The following is a 17,148-nucleotide window of genomic DNA, read 5'->3' as shown; positions in this document are numbered from 1 at the left end:
CAATCGTTCATGACCGGTCAGGAGAGGCCGCTCCTCGAGCGGGCGCACGCCAAGATCAATCTCTATCTGCATGTCGTCGGCCGGCGGGACGATGGCTACCACCGGCTCGACAGCCTGGCGGTATTCGCCGGCGCGCACGACGTGCTGACCGCGGAACCGGCGCAGGCCCTGTCGCTTGGCCTGACTGGCCCGTTTGCCGCGGGGCTCCGCGACGAGGATACCGCCGCCAACCTGGTGATGCGCGCGGCGCGGCTGCTCCAGGCCGAGGCCGGGCACGGGGCCGGTGCCGCGATCCGGCTGGAAAAGACCCTGCCGATCGCCTCGGGGATCGGCGGCGGCTCCGCCGATGCGGCGGCGGCACTGCGCCTGCTGCGTCGGCTGTGGAACGCCGATGGCGTCGATGAGGCGAGGCTGGCCGGCCTGGCCGCCACACTCGGTGCCGACGTTCCGGTCTGCCTGCCGCAGCGTGCGGCGCGGATGGGCGGGATCGGCGAGGAACTGCGGCCGGCGCCGGTGCTGCCGGATTGCTTCATGGTGCTGGTGAATTGCGGCGTCGCGGTGTCGACCCCCGCCGTGTTCAGGGCGCGCGCGCCCGGGTTCAGGGCACCGGCCGACCTCCCTGCCGGCTGGACCGATCTGGGCGCCATGGCGGACGACCTCACCCGGCTCGCCAACGATCTCGAGCCTGCCGCGATGGCTTTATGTCCGCCGATCGTCGAGGTGCTGGCGGCGATCGTCGCGCAATCCGGCTGCAGGCTCGCCCGCATGAGCGGCTCGGGCGCCACCTGTTTCGGCCTGTTCACTGCGGAACACGAAGCGCTGGATGCGGCGCGGGCGCTGGCTCGCCCGGGCTGGTGGGTGTGGGGCGGACCACTGGCCGGAACCTGACGATGGTTTCATGGTGGGGCCGGGTCGCGATCCTGTAGGGTGGGGCAGTTGCATACCAGGAGAAACACATGACCGTTCGTGCGGCACGGCTGCAGGTGGCAGTCTCCGACGATCGTCGGCAGGCGACCTTGACCCTGCTTCCGGAGAGCGGCCTCGAAGGCGAGATCCCGCTGACGCTCGAGCAGATCAGCCAGCTGATTGCGACGCTCGGCCAGGCGCGGGCGGCCATGCAGGACAAGCGCGCGGTTCCGCCGATGGAAGGCGCGTCCTTCACGCCGATCTACAAGACCAAGTGGACCGTGCAGCCCGAAGCGCTGACCGAGGGTTCGATCATCGCGTTCCAGCACCCGGCATTCGGGCCGGTCGGCTTCGTGCTGCCGCCGAGCGACATCGAGAAAGTGGTCCGCGCACTCACCGTGCATATGGGCATGGTACACACCAGCGAGCGGGCGCCCGGCAAGCCGAGCTAGACCGCACCCCGCTGATCCAGCGCTGCCGGCAGCCTCGCGTTGCCGGTGGCGTCCGATACACTGACGATGTGAAGGCGCGAACCATCGGACCGTGCGTCAGGTGCCTACCATCGACGCGACGTTCGCCGGCCGCCATCGCCATCATGCATGGCTGGCGCTCTATCGCTGCTGCGCTATTCGGAGCCGACTGGACGCCGCATTCCGGTTCCTCGCCACAACCCCGGCTGGTGGCGATCTATGTTTCGAAATCGGAACTTGATCGCATGGCTGCTTAGGCTACACGCGCAAGGCAACAAGAACACCGACAACGATCAGAACCGCGAATGCCAGTGCCAGCAGCGTCAGCCGCCGCTCGATAAAGTCCTGGATCGGTGCGCCGAACTGACGCAACAATCCGGCCACCAGGAAGAACCGGAAACCGCGGGTGATCAGGCTCGCAAGCAGGAACAGCGGCAGGCTGTAATGTGCCGCACCGGCGGCGATCGCGATGATCTTGTATGGGATCGGCGTCAGACCCTTCAGCAGGATCACGTAGAAACCGTATTGGGCGAAGCGCAGCCGATACACTTCCAGCGCATGCTCGGCATGATAGAAATGGATCAGCCGTGTCGCCAACTGGATCATTTCGGCACCGATCACCCAGCCGATCGCACCGCCGCACAAGCTGGCGAGCGTGCAAATCGCAGCCAGAACCCATGCGCGGTCGCGTCGCGCCAGCACCATCGGGATTAGCAGCAGGTCGGGCGGTACCGGAAAGAAGCTGCCCTCGGCCACGGCGATTGCGGCCAGCCAGAATGGCGCCGCCGGCGTCGCGGAGAGAGCCAGGATGCGTGCATAAAGCCGCTTGAGCATGGGACAGCTTCCAGAACGAACTGTGCAGCAGATAGCGGGTCGGAAACAGGAAGGCCAGCGCTTGCAACGATCCGGATCAGGCGATGCACCCGCCCGTATCCGCTCACCGTCGGGGCTGATGGCTTCGGGCAGCCGCGATCGGTGTCCGCAATGTTCGGATCCTGGGTCGGCCTACCAGGGCGGGAGGAACAGGATCAGCGCGAAGCCTTGAATAATCGGCTGCGAGGGGGTCCATAGAGCAAGCTGTAGTGGAGACCCTGGTGACTCAAAGTATTCCCCGGCGCCGCTGGACGATCGGTCTGCTGCTCGGCTCCGGTGTCCTGGTCAATTATTTCGACCGTATCAGCCTGTCGGTCGCCTCGCCGCAACTGCAGACGGAATTCCATCTCAGCCCGATCCAGATCGGCTGGCTGCTCAGCGGGTTCTTCTGGTCCTATGCATTGCTGCAGATCCCGGTCGGCCTGGTGCTGGACCGGTACGGTGTGAAACGGGTTAACCGCATCAGTACTCTGCTGTGGGCGATCGCCTCGTTCGGCACCGCCTTCGTCAGCGGGTTCGGCGGCATCATGGCAGCCCGCATCCTGCTCGGGATCGCCGAGGCGCCCGGCTTTCCGGCCAGCGCCAAGGCGACGGGATACTGGTTTCCGCGCCAGGAACGCGCGCTCGCGACGGCGATATTCGATGCCGCAGCCAAGTTCTCGAACGTGATCGGCGTGCCCTTGGTCGGGCTGGCTGTGGTGACGCTCGGCTGGCGCTGGGGGTTCGTGATCACCGGCGTCCTGAGCCTGCTCTATTTCCTTGCGTTCCTGATCATCTATCGCGACCCCAGCGAGGATCGGCTGCTGACACCTGTCGAGCACGACTACATCATTACAGGCGGTGCGACGCCCGAGGGTCCGGCGCCCGGTGGCGAGATCAGGCTTCTCGGCAGCCTGTTGCGCAATCGCAAGGTCTGGGGCCTGACTATCGGCTTCTCGGCCTACGGATATTCCTTCTACCTGTTCCTGACCTGGCTGCCGAACTACCTGGTGCAGACCATGCACATGGGCATCCTGAAATCCTCCGGCTTCGCGGCGATCCCCTGGGCATGCGCCACGATATCCGATCTGATCGTCGGCGGCTGGCTGATCGACCGGTTGATCGCCGGCGGCCACGACGAGACCGTGGTGCGCAAGAGCGTACTGGTCGGCGGGATGCTGCTCGGCCTGGCAGTGTTCGGGGCAACGCTGACACGCGATCCGATGTGGGCGATCGTCTGGATTTCGATCGCACTGAGCGGGCTCGCGGCAGCGGCGCCTGTGGGATGGTCGATCCCGTCGTTGATCGCACCGCAGGGCGGCACCGCAACGATCGGCAGCATCATGAACTTCTTCAACAACCTGATGGGAGTCGTCGCACCGGTGGCGACCGGCTATGCCGTCGCCTATTCCGGGTCCTACACGACGAGTTTCCTGATTGCCGGGATCGTCCTGCTGGTCGGTATCGTCTCCTACGTCGTCGTGCTGGGTCGCCTGGAGCCGATCGCCTAGAACGTCCTACGCCACGAGGGTCACCGTCGCGCGCAGCCCATGCGGCGCGCGATTGGCCAGCGTGATGTCGCCGCCCTGGCCACGCACGATGTTGCGCGCGATCGACAGCCCCAGCCCGGTTCCGCCAGTTTCGCGATTGCGGCTCGTCTCGATCCGGACGAATGGCTCGAACACCCGCTCGAGTTGTCCGGCGGCAATCCCCGGGCCGTCATCCTCGACCAGGATCACGACATGCCCATGTTCGGGCCGCAGCAGCGTCACCTGCACGCCACCACCATAGACGATCGCATTGCCGACCAGGTTGGCCAGCGCCCGCTTCAGGCCGAGCGACCGCGCCTGGACGGTGACCGAAGGTGGCGGGACTGCGAACCCGACGCTATCGGCGATCTGCGGCCGCCCATCGACCGCATCGTCGAGGACCGTGCTCAGCAGCGCCTTGAGGTCCAGCGGCACCATCGGCTCGCGGTCGGCGCTGTCGCGGCCGAACGCCAGGGTCGCCGAGACCATGGCTTCGAGTTCGTCGAGATCGGCCAGGAACTTGGCCTGCAGTTCCTCGTCCTCGATGAATTCGGACCGCAGCTTGAGCCGGGTGATCGGCGTGCGCAGGTCATGTCCGATCGCGGTCAGCAGCAGCGTGCGATCGGTGACGAAGCGCCGGATCCGGCTGGCCATGGTGTTGAACGCGATAGCCGCGGTCGCGACCTCGGTCGGGCCGTTCTCGGGCAGCGGGTCGGCATTGACGTCCCGTCCCAGTTTTTCCGCCGCGATCGCCAGGGTGCGAAGTGGCGCGGTCAGGCGGCGGACTGCCCAGACGCTGAGGAGTCCGGTGGCGATGGTCATCACCATGAAGGCGATCGGCAGTGTCGGTGACAGGAACGGGTCGGCCAGCGGCATCACGAAGCGGATGGTCAGCCAGCGCTGATCGTCGGGTAACTGCATCGCGATGGCAAAGCGACGGCCATGCCAGCCGAGCAGTCCCGCCGCTCCGCGTGGGCCGAACCTGTCCGGCGGACCATCATGTCCAGTCCCGTCGGGCGCCATGTCGCGCCAGAGCCGGCCCGGGTGAAGCTCCGGTTTCAGGATCGAGGCCGGACCTCGATCGGCATGGTCGAAGTTGCCCGGATCGTCCGGAGGGTCCGCCGGCGTCAGGTTGTTGGCGATGATGATCTGCAGCGGCCGTCGCTGCGACCGGATCGGCATGACCTCGAGATGGTGGCGCATGACACGCGTCATCAGGCCGTTCGCCGGCCGCAACGGGCCCAGCACGGGTTCGGTGGTGAGGAAGGCACGGAAGCCGGACGGCAGGTGGAGCTTCTGGAGTTCGGTGTCCCGACCGGGCGGATCGACGTCGGCGATGGTGCGATAGATCATCACGACCTGACTGCCGATCTCGCGCTCGTTGTTGAGACGCGCGAAATCGATCCGGTCCAGCGCGTGGATCGTCATGCCGACGGCCTGGACCACCACCAGGCCCGCGAGAAGGACGAGTGCCGTACGTGCCGCAAGGCTGCGCGGCAGGATCCTAAAACGGAACGTCAAGGTGTGGATCGCCTATCGGGCCAGCCGGCGATCTCAGACCCGCTCGACATCCGCCGCCAGCACGTAGCCGCCGCCGCGCACGGTCTTGATCACCTGGGCGTTGCGCCCGTCATCCTCGAGCTTCCGGCGCAGGCGGGATATGGCGACGTCGATGGCGCGGTCGAACGGGCCGGCCTGCCGCCCGCGCAGCAGGTCCAGCAGCATGTCGCGGGTCAGGACCCGGTTGGCGCGGTCGAGCAGCGCCACCAGCAGCTCGTATTCGCCGCCGGTCAGCGGCACCTCCGCGCCATCCGGGTTGAGCAGGCGCCTTCGCAACGGCTCCAGGGTCCAGCCGGCGAAGCGCAGGACGCGCGACTCGCTGTCCGGCTTGCGCTCGTCGCGCTCGGCGGTGCGTCGCATGACGGCGCGCATCCGGGCCATCAGCTCGCGCGGATTGAACGGCTTGGGCAGGTAGTCGTCCGCGCCGAGCTCCAGCCCGATGATGCGGTCGGTCTCGTCGCCCATCGCGGTCAGCATGATGATCGGCACGTTGCCCTGGCCGCGCATCCAGCGCGCCAGGTCGAGGCCGCTCTCTCCCGGCAGCATCAGGTCGAGCACCACCAGCTGGTAATGGCCGTTGGTCCAGGCCCGGCGCGCCTCGCGCCCGTCACGCGCGGCAGTGACGCGAAAGCGGTTCCGCTCGAGGAAACGGGCAAGAAGATCGCGGATTTCGCGGTCGTCGTCGACGATGAGGATGTGTGGAAGCTGTTCCATGTAACGACAAGCTATACCGAGGTTCGATCGAGCGTCAGAGGTCGTTGCAATTGGTTGCAAGAGGTGGACATGCCGCCGGAGGGGCGTCACGTCGCATAGACCATCTTCCTGGTCATGCCGCCGTCGCTGATGAACTCCGCCCCGGTGACGAACCCGCTTTCGGGACCGAGCAGCCACGCGGCCAGGCTGGCGATATCCTCCGGCACGCCGACGCGGCCGACCGGGTGCTGGGCGTGATCTTCCGGGCGAAGCGCCTCATCCGCCACGTCGATCCAACCGGGACTGATGCAGTTCACCCTGATGCGCGGCCCGAGGCTGACGGCCAGCGCATGGGACAGGGCGACCAGCCCGCCCTTGGCGGCGGCATAGGCCTCGGTATCCGGCTCGGACATGTGCGCCCGGGTCGACGCGATGGATACGATGGCCGCCTGGTCATGTGTGCCGTCGGCGACCGTGCCCTGCATCAGGGGACTGGCCTCGCGAGCCAGCAGGAACAGGCTGGTGAGGTTGGTCGCCAGCACTCGGGTCCAGTCCGCGAGGGTCAGCTGGGCGAGGGGCTTGCGGATCATGATGCCGGCATTGCTGACCAGCCCGTGCAGGCGCCCGGCCTCCTGGCCGATCTGCGCGCAGGCTGCAAGAATATCGGCTTCCGCAGCGATGTCCGCCTGGATCGGACGGAAGCGGCCGGTATCGTCGATGTCTGGATTTTGCGGCTCGCGATCCAGGCCGTAGACGGTCCAGCCGTCGCGCAGCAGACGCCGGACGATGCCGGCACCGATCCCGTGCGCGGAGCCTGTCACCAGCACCGTCCGCGTCCGACCGGCCGGCCGGTCGTCTGATGAAATTTGGTGTGCCAAGATGCGCTCCACGACGTGTGCCGGGGAGCAACGTCGGGGATGGCCACGGGATGCCGCCACTGCATGCGGACCGTATGGTGCGCGAGGGAGAGACGATGGCCGTCAGACGTTCCAGCCGCGCAGGCCCCGGCCGTGTCCTGTCACTCCTGGTCACGGTCTCGCTCGGTATCGCCATACCGGCCCTGGCCGATGATGCGGCACCGGCTGCAGCCGCCGCTCCGGTCGCTGCCCAGGTCGCGGCGCCGGTGTCGGCGCCTGCGGTAGGACCCGCGGTCCCGGGTTCGCCGGTGACCGCCCCGCCGGCTGTCGTGAAGCCCGCCATGCCGGTACCTCCGATTGCGGCGCCGCCTGTCGTTCCACCGGAAAAGGCAGGGGACAGGGCCGATGCGATCGCGCGCGACGTGGTCCTCCATCCGCCGCAGAAGCAGATGCCCGAGCCCGCCGCGTCCAGCCTGCGGACCATGAAGCTCAAGCTCGGCGGCCTGCTTGACCGCAGCGTGCATGGGCCCGCGGATACCGAGGTCGGCCGGGTGATCGACGTGCTGCTGGGCGAGGACGGCAAGCCTGCCGCACTCGAGATGGACGTCGGCGGCTTCATGGGCGTCGGCAACCGCAAGATCGTGGTGGCGTGGGCGCTGTTCGATATTCCGAAGCCTGCGAGCACCGACCCGATCCGCTTGTCCCTGACCGACGCGCAAGTGAAATCCGCCCCATCGGCGGAAGAATCCGGCGAGGTGACGGTCGTGACCGGCGTGGTTTCCCACGTTCCCGCGGCCGCAAGCCCGCCACCGGCCAAGCCCGCCGTGGCGGGTGCGCCCCCACCGGGCACCGCCTCGGCAGGCGCGCCTTCGACAGTAGCCAAGGCGCCCGTCGTTCCGGCACCGGACGCGTCGGCACCAGCAACCTCGCCGCCGGTTGCTCCGGCTGCCGGCGCTCCGCCGCTGCCGACGGGGTCGCCCGCCGTTCCTGCGTCGCTTCCACCGCCGTCGCCGGGTTCAGTCGTGCGGCTTCCGGCGCTGGGAACGGCGAGCGTGCCGGCGCGTCCATCCGGTGGGCAGCCCTGAGACCGCCGATGGATATCGATGTGCCGAAGGCGGCCGATCCGGCTGCGACGCCGGATGCCAAGACCACCATCGTGCCGGCACCGATCGACCGGCGCAGCGCACGCGGCCTCGATGGCCTGAATTTCTTCGTCGCCAACCTGCAGACCGCGTTCGGCCCGTTCATCGCTGTGTATCTTACCGGCGAGCACTGGACCCAGGGGCAGATCGGGCTTGTCCTGACGGTCGGGTCGATCACCGCGATGGCCAGCCAGGTGCCGGCCGGAGCCTTCGTGGACATGCTCGCCAACAAGCATGTCGCCGCCATGGCCTCGATCCTGGCGATCGTGTTTTCCTGTCTGCTCCTGGCGATCTTCCCGCAGCGGCTTCCGGTGACGGCGGCCGAGATCCTGCACGGCTTCGCGAGTTGCATGCTGAATCCCGCAATCGCCGCGATTACCTTGTCCCTGGTGGCCGCGCATACGGCCGAGAAAAGTCCGCGCGAACTCAGCAGCGACGTTGCCGAGAAAGCCAGGGCGGCGGAGTCCGGGATGGCCGCACATGCCGCACTCGGCGAGCGCTTCGGCCGCAATGCCAGTTTCGGTTCGATCGGCAATGCCATGGCGGCGGGACTGATGGGCGGGGTCGGCTACGCGGTGTCCGCCCGCGCCACGTTCTTCCTTGGCGCTGCCCTCGCGGTACCCGGCCTGTTCGCGCTTCGGGCGATCGAGCGGGTGCCGCCGCCCAGACTTGAATCTGTCAGCGCGACCGGCACCAAGGCCGGCACATCGCGCAAGGCCACGCGGGGGCTCGGCGCCCTGCTGCGCGACAAACGGCTGTTCGGGTTCGCGGTGTGCGTGATCTTCTTCCACCTGTCGAATGCCGGGATGCTGCCGCTGGCGGCCGGGCAGGTGACCAAGGAAGCCGGCCACCTCGCCGAGCTGATCATTGCCGCCTGCATCCTGGTGCCGCAGCTGGTCGGTGCGGTACTGGCGCCCCGGTTCGGGCGCTGGGCCGGCATCTACGGGCGCCGTCCGATCATGCTGGTGGCGTTCGCCGCTTTGCCATTGCGCGGCCTGTTGCTGGCGATCTCGTCCTCGCCGGAAATGACCGTGGCGGCGCAACTGCTCGATGCGGTGAGTTCGGCGGCGTTCGGGGTGATGCTGCCGCTGGTGGCCGCGGACCTCAGTCGTGGCACCGGACGCTTCAACCTGTGCATGGGGCTGCTCGGCCTGGCGATGGGGATCGGCGCCAGTTTCAGCACGACGCTGGCCGGGTTCGTGGCCGACCGGTCGGTATCGGCCGCGTTCCTGATGCTGGCAGGCGCCGGGGTGCTGTGCGTGCTGTCGGTATGGCTGCTGTTCACCGAGACGGCGCCGCCGGATACCTCCCGCCCGATCAGGCCAGCCAGGACGGGACCGGCAGGTTCTTCGCGCGCAGAAACTCCGGGTTGAACAGCTTGGACTGGTAACGTGATCCGCCGTCGCACAGCACCGTGGCGATCACGTGTCCCGGTCCCCAGCGCCGGGCGACACGGATGGCGGCGGCGATGTTGATGCCGGCCGATCCGCCGACCGAGATGCCTTCGTGCTTCAACAGCGCGAACACCTGTTCCAGCGCCTCGGCATCCGGAATGCGTTCGGCATCGTCGATGACGATGCCTTCGAGATTGCCGGGCACGCGTGACTGGCCGATGCCCTCGGTGACCGAGCTTCCGGTGACGGAGAGGTCGCCGGTTTTGACCCAGCCGTACAGGCCCGACCCCTCGGGATCGGCCAGAACGATTTCGGGCGCCTTCATCCCTTGCGCGGCACTCAGTTCGCGGAGCCCGAGTGCTACGCCGGCAAGCGTGCCGCCGGTGCCGCAGGCGCAGGTGAACGCATCGAGCCGGCCGCCGGTCTGGTGCCAGAGCTCCGGTGCCATAGCGCGACGATGGCCCTCGCGGTTGGCCAGGTTGTCGAACTGGTTGGCCCAGACCGCGCCGAGCTCCTCGGCAAGCCTACGCGAATGATGCACGTAGTTGCCGGGGTCCCTGAACGGCTTTGCAGGGACCAGACGAAGGTCGGCGCCGATCATGCGCAGGTAGTCGATCTTCTCCTGGCTCTGCGTCTCCGGCATCACGATCACGCAGCGGTAGCCGCGCGCGTTGCCGACCAACGTGAGGCCAATGCCGGTATTGCCGGCAGTACCTTCGACGATGGTGCCGGCGGGCTTCAGCGTACCGTCCCGTTCGGCGGCGTCGATGATTGCCACGGCGGCGCGATCCTTGACTGAGCCGCCGGGGTTCATGAATTCGGCCTTGCCGTAGATGGTGCAGCCGGTGAGCTCCGACGCGTGCTTCAGCCGGATCAGCGGCGTGCCGCCGATCGACGCGCCCATGTTGGCCGACGGCACCTGCCACCCGGGAACGTTCGGCCCGGTGACGGGACGTTCAGTCGGAATTGTGCTTTCGACCATCAGGGGCCACCTTCATCGGTACGAGAAGAACAGGAGTGACCTAGATGGTCGAGGACGTCGTCCCGCAACAGGCCTACGCGGCATTGAGCGCCAATCCGGATGCGCAGCTCGTCGATGTACGCACCGATGCCGAATGGACCTATGTCGGATTGCCCGACTTGTCTCCGATCGGCAAGCGGGTCCTGCTGGTGCAGTGGCAGGCTTTTCCAAGTGGTGCGCCGAACCAGCAATTCGTGGAGCAGCTCGGCGCCGCCGGCGTCACGCGCCAGCACGAGATCTATTTCATCTGCCGCAGCGGCGCGCGCAGCCTTGCCGCAGCGGATGCCGCGGAACAGTCCGGATACCGTACGGTGTTCAACGTGAGCGACGGCTTTGAAGGGCCGCCGGATGCGCAGGGCCATCGCGGCACCGTCGCCGGCTGGAAAGCCGACGAGCTGCCCTGGCGCCAGCGCTGAATTTCTACCCGGCGCGGCTCAGTCGGAGCCGGCCGCTTCCTCGCTTGCGTCGTAGAGCACCTGCAGCACGACGCACCATGAATAGCGGCTGTCGAGCGACGTGCCGTCGGCGGCCGCCAGCATGCCGTTCGGGCCGACCGGTACATGCGTGAGCGTCACCGCATCGTCGACATTGCCGCCGATCGTGCTGATCTGGTTGTGGCCGAGCGCCACGACGAGCCCGCAATGGGCGGGAAACGAATTTGCCGTCGGCAGGGATTCGAAGCGCACCGCTCGCGAATGGCCGCGTCCGGCACACACCAGGTCGCCGGGCTGCGGTGCGTAGCTTGCCGGGTTCTGTGCGTGCAGCCCGGTCGTCGAGCCGGATGCGGCGGCATTGATGTAGGTCGAGTGGTTCGGCGAGTACGGGAACCGGTCGCCGGCGCCGGCGACGCGCATCACGTATGAGATGAAGGCGGCCGACCAGGCGTAATGGCCGTCATGCACGAAGTCGAACGGCTGCCCGTTGCTGTCGTGCTTCCCGGTCCAGTCGACCTCGGTTTCATAAGGGTCCTGGCCGATCCACCAATACTCGCCGACCCGCTCCCACAGTCCCGGAAGTCGTTCCGGCTTCACGCTGGTGGTGGTGGCGTCCGGGCGGAGTTCGGGATCGTCGTCATCCACCGGCTGACCGAACAGCCGCCACTCGCGTAGCGCGATCGCGATCGTGTCCTGCCGGTTGAACGGGGCGAAGGATCGCGACGCGAAATCAGGGACATGTTCGTCAGGGCCGGCGGGACCCTGCGAGGTTCGGTATTGTGCGACGGGCGTGGCGGAGGGGTGCGGCGTCGGCGAATGGCCGGCCGAGGTGTCTGCGCAGGCTGATAATGCGAGTGCCAGCATTGCCGGCAGCGCCGGGACTACGGCCCTCGACAGGAGGGCAGGCGGTACGGTCATCGGCGTCATCCTGCTTGGCATCGTACGTATGGGCGGCGCAGCGAACTGCCCGGTCGCGGGCATGCTCCCGGTGTGAACGCGCGCAACGTGCCTTGCGATCCACGCCAACATTTCGCAGTCAGCCATCATGCGAAATCGGGAAACATCGCTGCCAGGCCGGCGGCCGAGGCATCGCAGAGTCCGCGCTCGGTGATCAGCCCGCTGACCAGTCGTGCCGGGGTGACGTCGAAGGCAGGGTTGGCAGCCCCGGTTCCGTCCGGCGTCACCTGAACGCTCGTTACGGCACCGTCGCTGGCCCGGCCGGTCACGTGGGTTACTTCCGCCGCCGACCGTTCCTCGATCGGGATCTCGGTCAGGCCGTCCGAGATCGTCCAGTCGATCGTGGTGGATGGCAGCGCCACCCAGAACGGAACGTCGTTGTCGCGCGCGGCAGCCGCCTTGAGGTAGGTGCCGATCTTGTTGGCGACATCACCCCTGCGCGTGACGCGGTCGGTGCCGACGATCACCATGTCGACGTCGCCGCGCTGCATCAGGTGGCCGCCGGCATTGTCGGAAACGACGGTGTGGCCGACGCCGTGACTGCCGAGTTCCCACGCGGTCAGCGCGGCGCCCTGGTTGCGTGGGCGTGTCTCGTCGACCCATACATGAACATCGATGCCGGCATCGTGCGCCATGTAGATCGGCGCCAGCGCGGTGCCCCAGTCGACGGTGGCGATCCATCCGGCATTGCAATGGGTGAGCAGCTTCACGGTCTGCTCGCCGCCTTTCGCACGCTTGGCATTCGCGATCTGCTCGATCAGCGCCAGCCCGTGGCGACCGATCGCCTCGTTCTGCGCCACGTCCTCGTCGCAGATCAGGCCAGCTTCCTCGTAGGCGACGCGTACCCGGTCGGCGGCCTGGGTGTTGCGAAGCCTGGTCAGCATCCGATCGATCGCCCAGCGCAGGTTGATCGCGGTCGGGCGTGTCGAGGCGAGCCGTGCGGCATCGCGTTCCATCGCGTCGCTGCTGCTGTCGACGCGCAGTGCGAGTGCAAGCCCGTAGGCTGCAACGGCACCGATCAAAGGCGCGCCGCGCACCTTCATGCTGACGATCGCCTCGGCGACCTCGTCGCATCCGGTGAGACGCAGCACCTCGAGCGCCCAGGGAAGCCTGGTCTGATCGAAGATGTGCACGGAAAATCCATCGTCCGGATCCACCCAGACGCTGCGATAGGCGACACCCTGAATCTTCATGAACGGGAACTCCGAAAAGATGGAACTCGGTATCGGCCAGCCCAAGCCGTCGACCGGTCGCTCGTAGCAGTGTTCGGCGTCTTCCGGCACCTCCCACCTGCATGTGGGTTCCCGACTCGGAGGATGCATTGCCAGCCGGCCTTGTCTCGAAGCCGGGTGGCTCGTCGTTCGGGTGCATGCGGCCCGATCCCGGGTCTGTCAGGGCTCGGGTCGTGCCGATCACGGAAAACCGTAGATCGCAAGACCATCGAATGGATCCAGGACACGTGCCGGGGTAGGGCTGCCAGTTGATCCGGACTGTCGCCGTGATCAACTCGTCGGCGGAACTTTGCTGTAACGGTTGCTTTTCATTGACAGACGCTTGCGAGTTTAGGAAGAGCATGACTGATCGTACGCTTCCGAATCGCGATCTGCGCCGTCGAGTCAGACTGAGCGGCGACGCCACACGCTGGTGACCATGTTGATGACAAAGCAGGACCGGCTCTCGGCACTTGATGTATCGCCGTCGATGGCGTCACGCAGGGTACCGAACGTTCGGATGTCCGGTGTGCGTGATGATACCGGACGTGACCTTCGTGACCCGGCTCAGCTTCCCAACGACGTCCGTAGAATCCCGCATACTCTCGATACCCGATAACCGAAAGAGGACCACGACCATGAGCAACGACGATAGTTCAGACAGCGGGCGCACACGCGCCATGGCAATCAGGGCCGGTGGACGACGCACGGCCGGCACGAGCGCACGTGCCGCGACGACGCGTACGACCCGCACCGGAACGACAGCCGCTACACGGACGGCTACAGCGAAAAAGCCGGGGCCCAAGGCGGCGCCGAAATCGGCTCGCGTTGCCAAGGCACCGACATCGCGTGCAAAGGCAGCCAGCGCACCGGCGAAGCGTGCACCGGCGACGCGCGGCAAGGCGACGGGCGTGAAGGCCAGTTCCAAGCCAGGCCCGAAGACTGGCGCCAGGACCGGAACCAAGGCGGCTGCCGTTAAGACGACACGCGCCAAGGTTGCTGCACCTGCGAAACGGACTGCCGGCGGACGCTCGGCCGCACGTGCCGGAACCGGACGTGCCGCACCGGCGCGCGCAACATCGACACGGGCACCTGCCGCCCGCGCGGCATCGGCCCGGCCCGCTGCGACCCGTAAGCCAGCCACCCGGGTATCGGCGACACGTGCAAAAGCATCGACCAGCGCACGCAAGACACCCGCTCGCGCGAAGCCGGCGACCACCCGTTCGCCTAAGCCCGCAACGGCCGTCCGCGCGAAGCGGAGCGATGCCGGAACGACCCGCAAGCCCGCTACCAAGGCGGTGAGCACCAAGCGTGCTGCGAAGAGCCCGACGACCCGTTCGCCGGCTGCAAAATCGCTCGGCACGTCCGGTAGCCGCAAGACCGGTGCCGTACGTGTGGCCGCTCCGACATCACGCAAGGCTGCGACCAAGTCCAAGCCGGCGACGCGCAAACCCGCCAGCACGCGCAGCGAGGCCGCGGTCAAGATGCGCCGTTCGCCAAGTGCTGCTGATCGTCGTACGGCGGCCGGGCAGCTTCGCGACTCCGCAGCCCCCAAGGGTCGTCGCAAGAAGTCTGCAAGCGAGTCCGACACGACCACGACACCGTCTACCGGCGACGATCATCGTGGCGAGTCTGCAGGTCACGAGGACCACGACGAGGGCTGATCCTCGGCGATCGAACCTTTGGTGTTCCGGAACCGGATCGGCGTCATGCGCCGGTCCGGTTTCTTTTTGAGTAGCGCGTTACGCACGAACCACCAGCGCAAAGGCACCAGCCGATCCGACGCCTGATTGCCTGCCACGTGCTCCGTAGGTTTCCGGAAGCTGGGCGTGGCGGGCTGCTTCGGCCAGCACGGCCATGATCCGGTTCTGTACGGTCATGGCCTGTTCCAGCAGATGCTTGTTGGTCGCAGCCAGGGTCTGCAGCCGTTCCGCCAGGGCGAGGTCGGCCGGTGGTTGCCTCTCCGTTGGAAGGGCGGTGCGATCGCGCGCAAATGCGGCCAGTGCCTCCAGAGCCGATCGTTTCTCGTCAATGAAGCCGCCGACGGCACTGAAATCCAGCGACGCCAGCGCAGCGTTCTCGCAGGTCAGAACGGTCGCGAGCCGGTCTGCGGCAGCCGCCACTTCGGTCCTCATCGATGCTTCTCCTGCATCTTCAACATCTGGGCGTAGATGCTGTCGGCGAGGCCGAGACCGCCACGCTGCTCGACCTGCTTTGCCATCTCGGTAATCAGCATCGGCTTGAAGGTCTCCTCCGCGGCACCACCGCCGAGCAGGCCTTTCGCGGTGTCGACCGTATCGAACATCGGTTCGAGCATCTGCCCGATCGCCATTGCCTCGAAATCCTGTGCCGCCTTCATGATCTTTGGATCCACCGGCGTTGGCGCCGGCTGTCCAGGCGGCGCGGGCACGGCCGGCGCGGCTGCAAGGATCGTCATCGCACGACCAGGTTGGCTTGCAGTGCGCCGGCTGCCTTGATCGTCTGCAGGATACTGATCATGTCGCGTGGACCGACGCCGAGCGAGTTCAGTCCGCTGACCAGATCGCGCAGGCTTGGCCCCTCGGTCAGGATACCGAGGCGCTTGCCGGCATCGGTATCGACCTTGATCGTGGTTCGGGGAAGCACGACGGTGCTGCCGTTCGAGAGCGGTCCGGGTTGCGACGCCACGGGCGCCTCGCTGACCTGGATGGTGAGGTTGCCCTGCGCGATCGCGACCGTGCTGATGCGAACGTTGTCACCCATGACGATGGTGCCGCTGGCCTCGTCGATCACGACGGTGGCCGGGGTGTCCGGCTGCACGAACAGATCCTCGACCTGTTCGAGCGTCTCGATCACGTTGTGGCCCCCGAGCGTGAGGACGACGGTGCGCGGGTCGCTGACATGCGCGATCTCGCCGAGGCTCGCATTGATCGCCAGCGCCATTCGTCTGGCGGTGGTGAGATCGGGATTGCGTAGCGACAGATGCAGCTCGTTGCGTGTCCGCAGGTCGACGGCCACCTCCTTCTCCACGATCCCTCCGTTTGCGATATGCGCGCTGGTCGGGATGTTGCGGGTGATCGAGGACGCGGCACCCTTGGCTGCAAAGGCGCTGCTGACCAGTTGTCCTTGTGCCACGGCATAGACGTCGCCGTCGGCCGCCAGCAGCGGCGTCACCAGCAAGGTGCCTCCGGAAAGGTCGGTCGCATCGCCGGTGGCCGATACGACCACATCGATCCGGCTGCCATCATGCGAGAAGGCCGGCAGTTCGGCGGTGACCATGACCGCTGCGATGTCACGGGTCTGCAGCTTTGCTTCCTGGTCGCGAATGTTGACGCCCAGCCGCTCGAGCATGCTGATCAGCGACTCCCTGGTGAAGAGCGAGTTGTTCAGCCGGTCGCCGGTGCCGTTCAGGCCGACCACCAGGCCGTAGCCGATCAACTGGTTGCTGCGGACACCCTCGATGTCGGCGATGTCCTTGATCCGCACGACTTCGGCGTGCGCGGCCCAGGGCCAGGGCATCGTCGTCGCCAGCAGAAGGATCATCAGGCAGAGCGTGCGCATCGGTTCCGTTCAAGTGTCGTCAAGGTTTCGCCCCTACACTGTGAGGCGAAAGGACGAACAATGTCTGAACGGCGGACTGAATTTCACGGATCTCGTTGGCGCCTGTCCCGGCCGATCCGGACATGAGCGTGTCTTCCATCCTGCATGCGAGCCCGGCCACGCCAGTCGTCCCGGCAAGGACACCGGTCTCGACCGGCTTCTTCGTGGCGCCGTCCGCCGCAACGGTGCCGGCTGCAGGTCCGGCGGCCGCCGGGGTCGGCCGTATCGCTTCGGTGAGTGCCGCCACCATGCTGGCCCTGCAGGAGCAGACTACCGCCGAACCCGGCGACCGCGAGGCGCGCCGGCATGGCCGGGAACTCGTCGATGCCCTGGCTGAACTGCAGCGCGCGCTGCTGTCGGATGGCGCGGGAGATGCGCTTCAGCGTCTCGCGGCCCTGGCCGACCTGCCGCTGCCGGCGGCTGACCCGATACTGGCCCGGGCGATCGTTGCGATAAGGCTGCGGGCAAGGGTCGAAGCCGCCCGGGCCGAAGCTGCGGCCTTGCGAGGAATGGCCGCGCCTTCTTGAAGGTTATGTCTCAGCC

The 17,148-nt window shown here is 67.0% G+C and carries 18 protein-coding genes; 8 read left to right on the top strand and 10 right to left on the bottom strand.

The genetic code is table 11. The annotated features are described in order from the left end of the window. Window positions 1–9 precede the first annotated feature (9 nt). Window positions 10–888 carry a 4-(cytidine 5'-diphospho)-2-C-methyl-D-erythritol kinase gene (locus tag HN018_RS14750; protein ID WP_171833339.1) on the top strand — a complete coding sequence of 293 codons (879 nt, stop codon included), beginning with the start codon at window positions 10–12 and terminating at the stop codon, window positions 886–888. 68 nt (window positions 889–956) lie between these two features. Further along, complete coding sequence (locus HN018_RS14745) at window positions 957–1,358, top strand: hypothetical protein (RefSeq protein ID WP_171833340.1); 402 nt, start codon at window positions 957–959, stop codon at window positions 1,356–1,358. A gap of 276 nt (window positions 1,359–1,634) precedes the next feature. On the opposite strand, the gene HN018_RS14740 is transcribed toward HN018_RS14745, so the two are convergent. Continuing rightward, window positions 1,635–2,210, bottom strand: a complete 576-nt coding sequence (locus HN018_RS14740; RefSeq protein ID WP_171833341.1) for a YqaA family protein — start codon at window positions 2,208–2,210, stop codon at window positions 1,635–1,637. A 260-nt stretch (window positions 2,211–2,470) separates the two neighbouring features. On the opposite strand from HN018_RS14740, the gene HN018_RS14735 reads away from it, so the two are divergent. Further along, window positions 2,471–3,739 (top strand): MFS transporter, encoded by a 1,269-nt coding sequence (locus tag HN018_RS14735; RefSeq protein WP_171833342.1) that lies wholly within the window; start codon window positions 2,471–2,473, stop codon window positions 3,737–3,739. 6 nt (window positions 3,740–3,745) lie between these two features. On the opposite strand, the gene HN018_RS14730 is transcribed toward HN018_RS14735, so the two are convergent. From HN018_RS14730 to HN018_RS14720, 3 genes are all read right to left on the bottom strand, one after another. After that, a complete protein-coding gene (locus tag HN018_RS14730) occupies window positions 3,746–5,278 on the bottom strand; it encodes an ATP-binding protein (protein WP_239478694.1) in 1,533 nt (510 codons plus the stop codon). A 33-nt stretch (window positions 5,279–5,311) separates the two neighbouring features. Further along, window positions 5,312–6,031, bottom strand: coding sequence for a response regulator (locus HN018_RS14725; RefSeq protein WP_171833343.1), 720 nt, complete (start codon window positions 6,029–6,031; stop codon window positions 5,312–5,314). Between the two features lie 86 nt (window positions 6,032–6,117). Continuing rightward, the gene (locus HN018_RS14720) at window positions 6,118–6,888 is read right to left on the bottom strand and encodes an SDR family oxidoreductase (protein WP_239478691.1); all 771 of its coding nucleotides are present in this window, start codon (window positions 6,886–6,888) and stop codon (window positions 6,118–6,120) included. Between the two features lie 95 nt (window positions 6,889–6,983). Between HN018_RS14720 and HN018_RS14715 the strand changes: the two genes are divergently transcribed. Together HN018_RS14715 and HN018_RS14710 are read left to right on the top strand one after the other, a co-directional pair. After that, entirely contained in the window at window positions 6,984–7,952 is a 969-nt protein-coding gene (locus tag HN018_RS14715; protein WP_171833344.1) for a PRC-barrel domain-containing protein, read from the top strand. Between the two features lie 8 nt (window positions 7,953–7,960). After that, window positions 7,961–9,382 (top strand): MFS transporter, encoded by a 1,422-nt coding sequence (locus tag HN018_RS14710; RefSeq protein ID WP_171833345.1) that lies wholly within the window; start codon window positions 7,961–7,963, stop codon window positions 9,380–9,382. On the opposite strand, the gene HN018_RS14705 is transcribed toward HN018_RS14710, so the two are convergent. Next, entirely contained in the window at window positions 9,327–10,307 is a 981-nt protein-coding gene (locus HN018_RS14705) for a cysteine synthase A (protein WP_239479315.1), read from the bottom strand. The two genes, HN018_RS14710 and HN018_RS14705, sit on opposite strands and share 56 nt — an antisense overlap. A gap of 122 nt (window positions 10,308–10,429) precedes the next feature. Between HN018_RS14705 and HN018_RS14700 the strand changes: the two genes are divergently transcribed. After that, entirely contained in the window at window positions 10,430–10,840 is a 411-nt protein-coding gene (locus HN018_RS14700; RefSeq protein WP_171833347.1) for a rhodanese-like domain-containing protein, read from the top strand. An 18-nt stretch (window positions 10,841–10,858) separates the two neighbouring features. Here HN018_RS14700 and HN018_RS14695 read toward each other — a convergent pair whose 3' ends face one another. Beyond that, window positions 10,859–11,776 carry a DUF2272 domain-containing protein gene (locus HN018_RS14695; RefSeq protein WP_171833348.1) on the bottom strand — a complete coding sequence of 306 codons (918 nt, stop codon included), beginning with the start codon at window positions 11,774–11,776 and terminating at the stop codon, window positions 10,859–10,861. Between the two features lie 125 nt (window positions 11,777–11,901). After that, on the bottom strand, window positions 11,902–13,008 hold the full coding sequence (gene mtnA / locus HN018_RS14690; protein ID WP_171833349.1) for an S-methyl-5-thioribose-1-phosphate isomerase: 1,107 nt from the start codon (window positions 13,006–13,008) through the stop codon (window positions 11,902–11,904). Window positions 13,009–13,664: 656 nt separating this feature from the next. Here mtnA and HN018_RS14685 point away from each other — a divergent pair. After that, window positions 13,665–14,690, top strand: coding sequence for a hypothetical protein (locus HN018_RS14685; RefSeq protein ID WP_171833350.1), 1,026 nt, complete (start codon window positions 13,665–13,667; stop codon window positions 14,688–14,690). A gap of 78 nt (window positions 14,691–14,768) precedes the next feature. On the opposite strand, the gene HN018_RS14680 is transcribed toward HN018_RS14685, so the two are convergent. Genes HN018_RS14680 through HN018_RS14670 form a run of 3 tightly spaced genes read right to left on the bottom strand, consistent with a single transcriptional unit; the run spans window position 14,769 to window position 16,566 of the window. Continuing rightward, window positions 14,769–15,161 carry a hypothetical protein gene (locus tag HN018_RS14680; protein ID WP_171833351.1) on the bottom strand — a complete coding sequence of 131 codons (393 nt, stop codon included), beginning with the start codon at window positions 15,159–15,161 and terminating at the stop codon, window positions 14,769–14,771. Then, window positions 15,158–15,463: a rod-binding protein gene (locus tag HN018_RS14675; protein ID WP_239478689.1), complete on the bottom strand. Its 306-nt coding sequence runs from the start codon at window positions 15,461–15,463 to the stop codon at window positions 15,158–15,160. Before HN018_RS14675 ends, HN018_RS14680 begins: the two co-directional genes overlap by 4 nt. Next, window positions 15,460–16,566, bottom strand: a complete 1,107-nt coding sequence (locus HN018_RS14670; protein ID WP_171833352.1) for a flagellar basal body P-ring protein FlgI — start codon at window positions 16,564–16,566, stop codon at window positions 15,460–15,462. Before HN018_RS14670 ends, HN018_RS14675 begins: the two co-directional genes overlap by 4 nt. A 122-nt stretch (window positions 16,567–16,688) precedes the next feature. Here HN018_RS14670 and HN018_RS14665 point away from each other — a divergent pair, with 122 nt between their 5' ends. After that, window positions 16,689–17,132, top strand: coding sequence for a flagellar assembly protein FliX (locus tag HN018_RS14665; RefSeq protein WP_171833353.1), 444 nt, complete (start codon window positions 16,689–16,691; stop codon window positions 17,130–17,132). Window positions 17,133–17,148 lie beyond the last annotated feature (16 nt).

The organism is Lichenicola cladoniae (assembly GCF_013201075.1).
Lineage (GTDB): Bacteria > Pseudomonadota > Alphaproteobacteria > Acetobacterales > Acetobacteraceae > Lichenicola > Lichenicola cladoniae.
The sequence above is the reverse complement of the archived record's forward strand: the minus strand, read 5'-3'. Positions and strand labels throughout refer to the sequence as shown.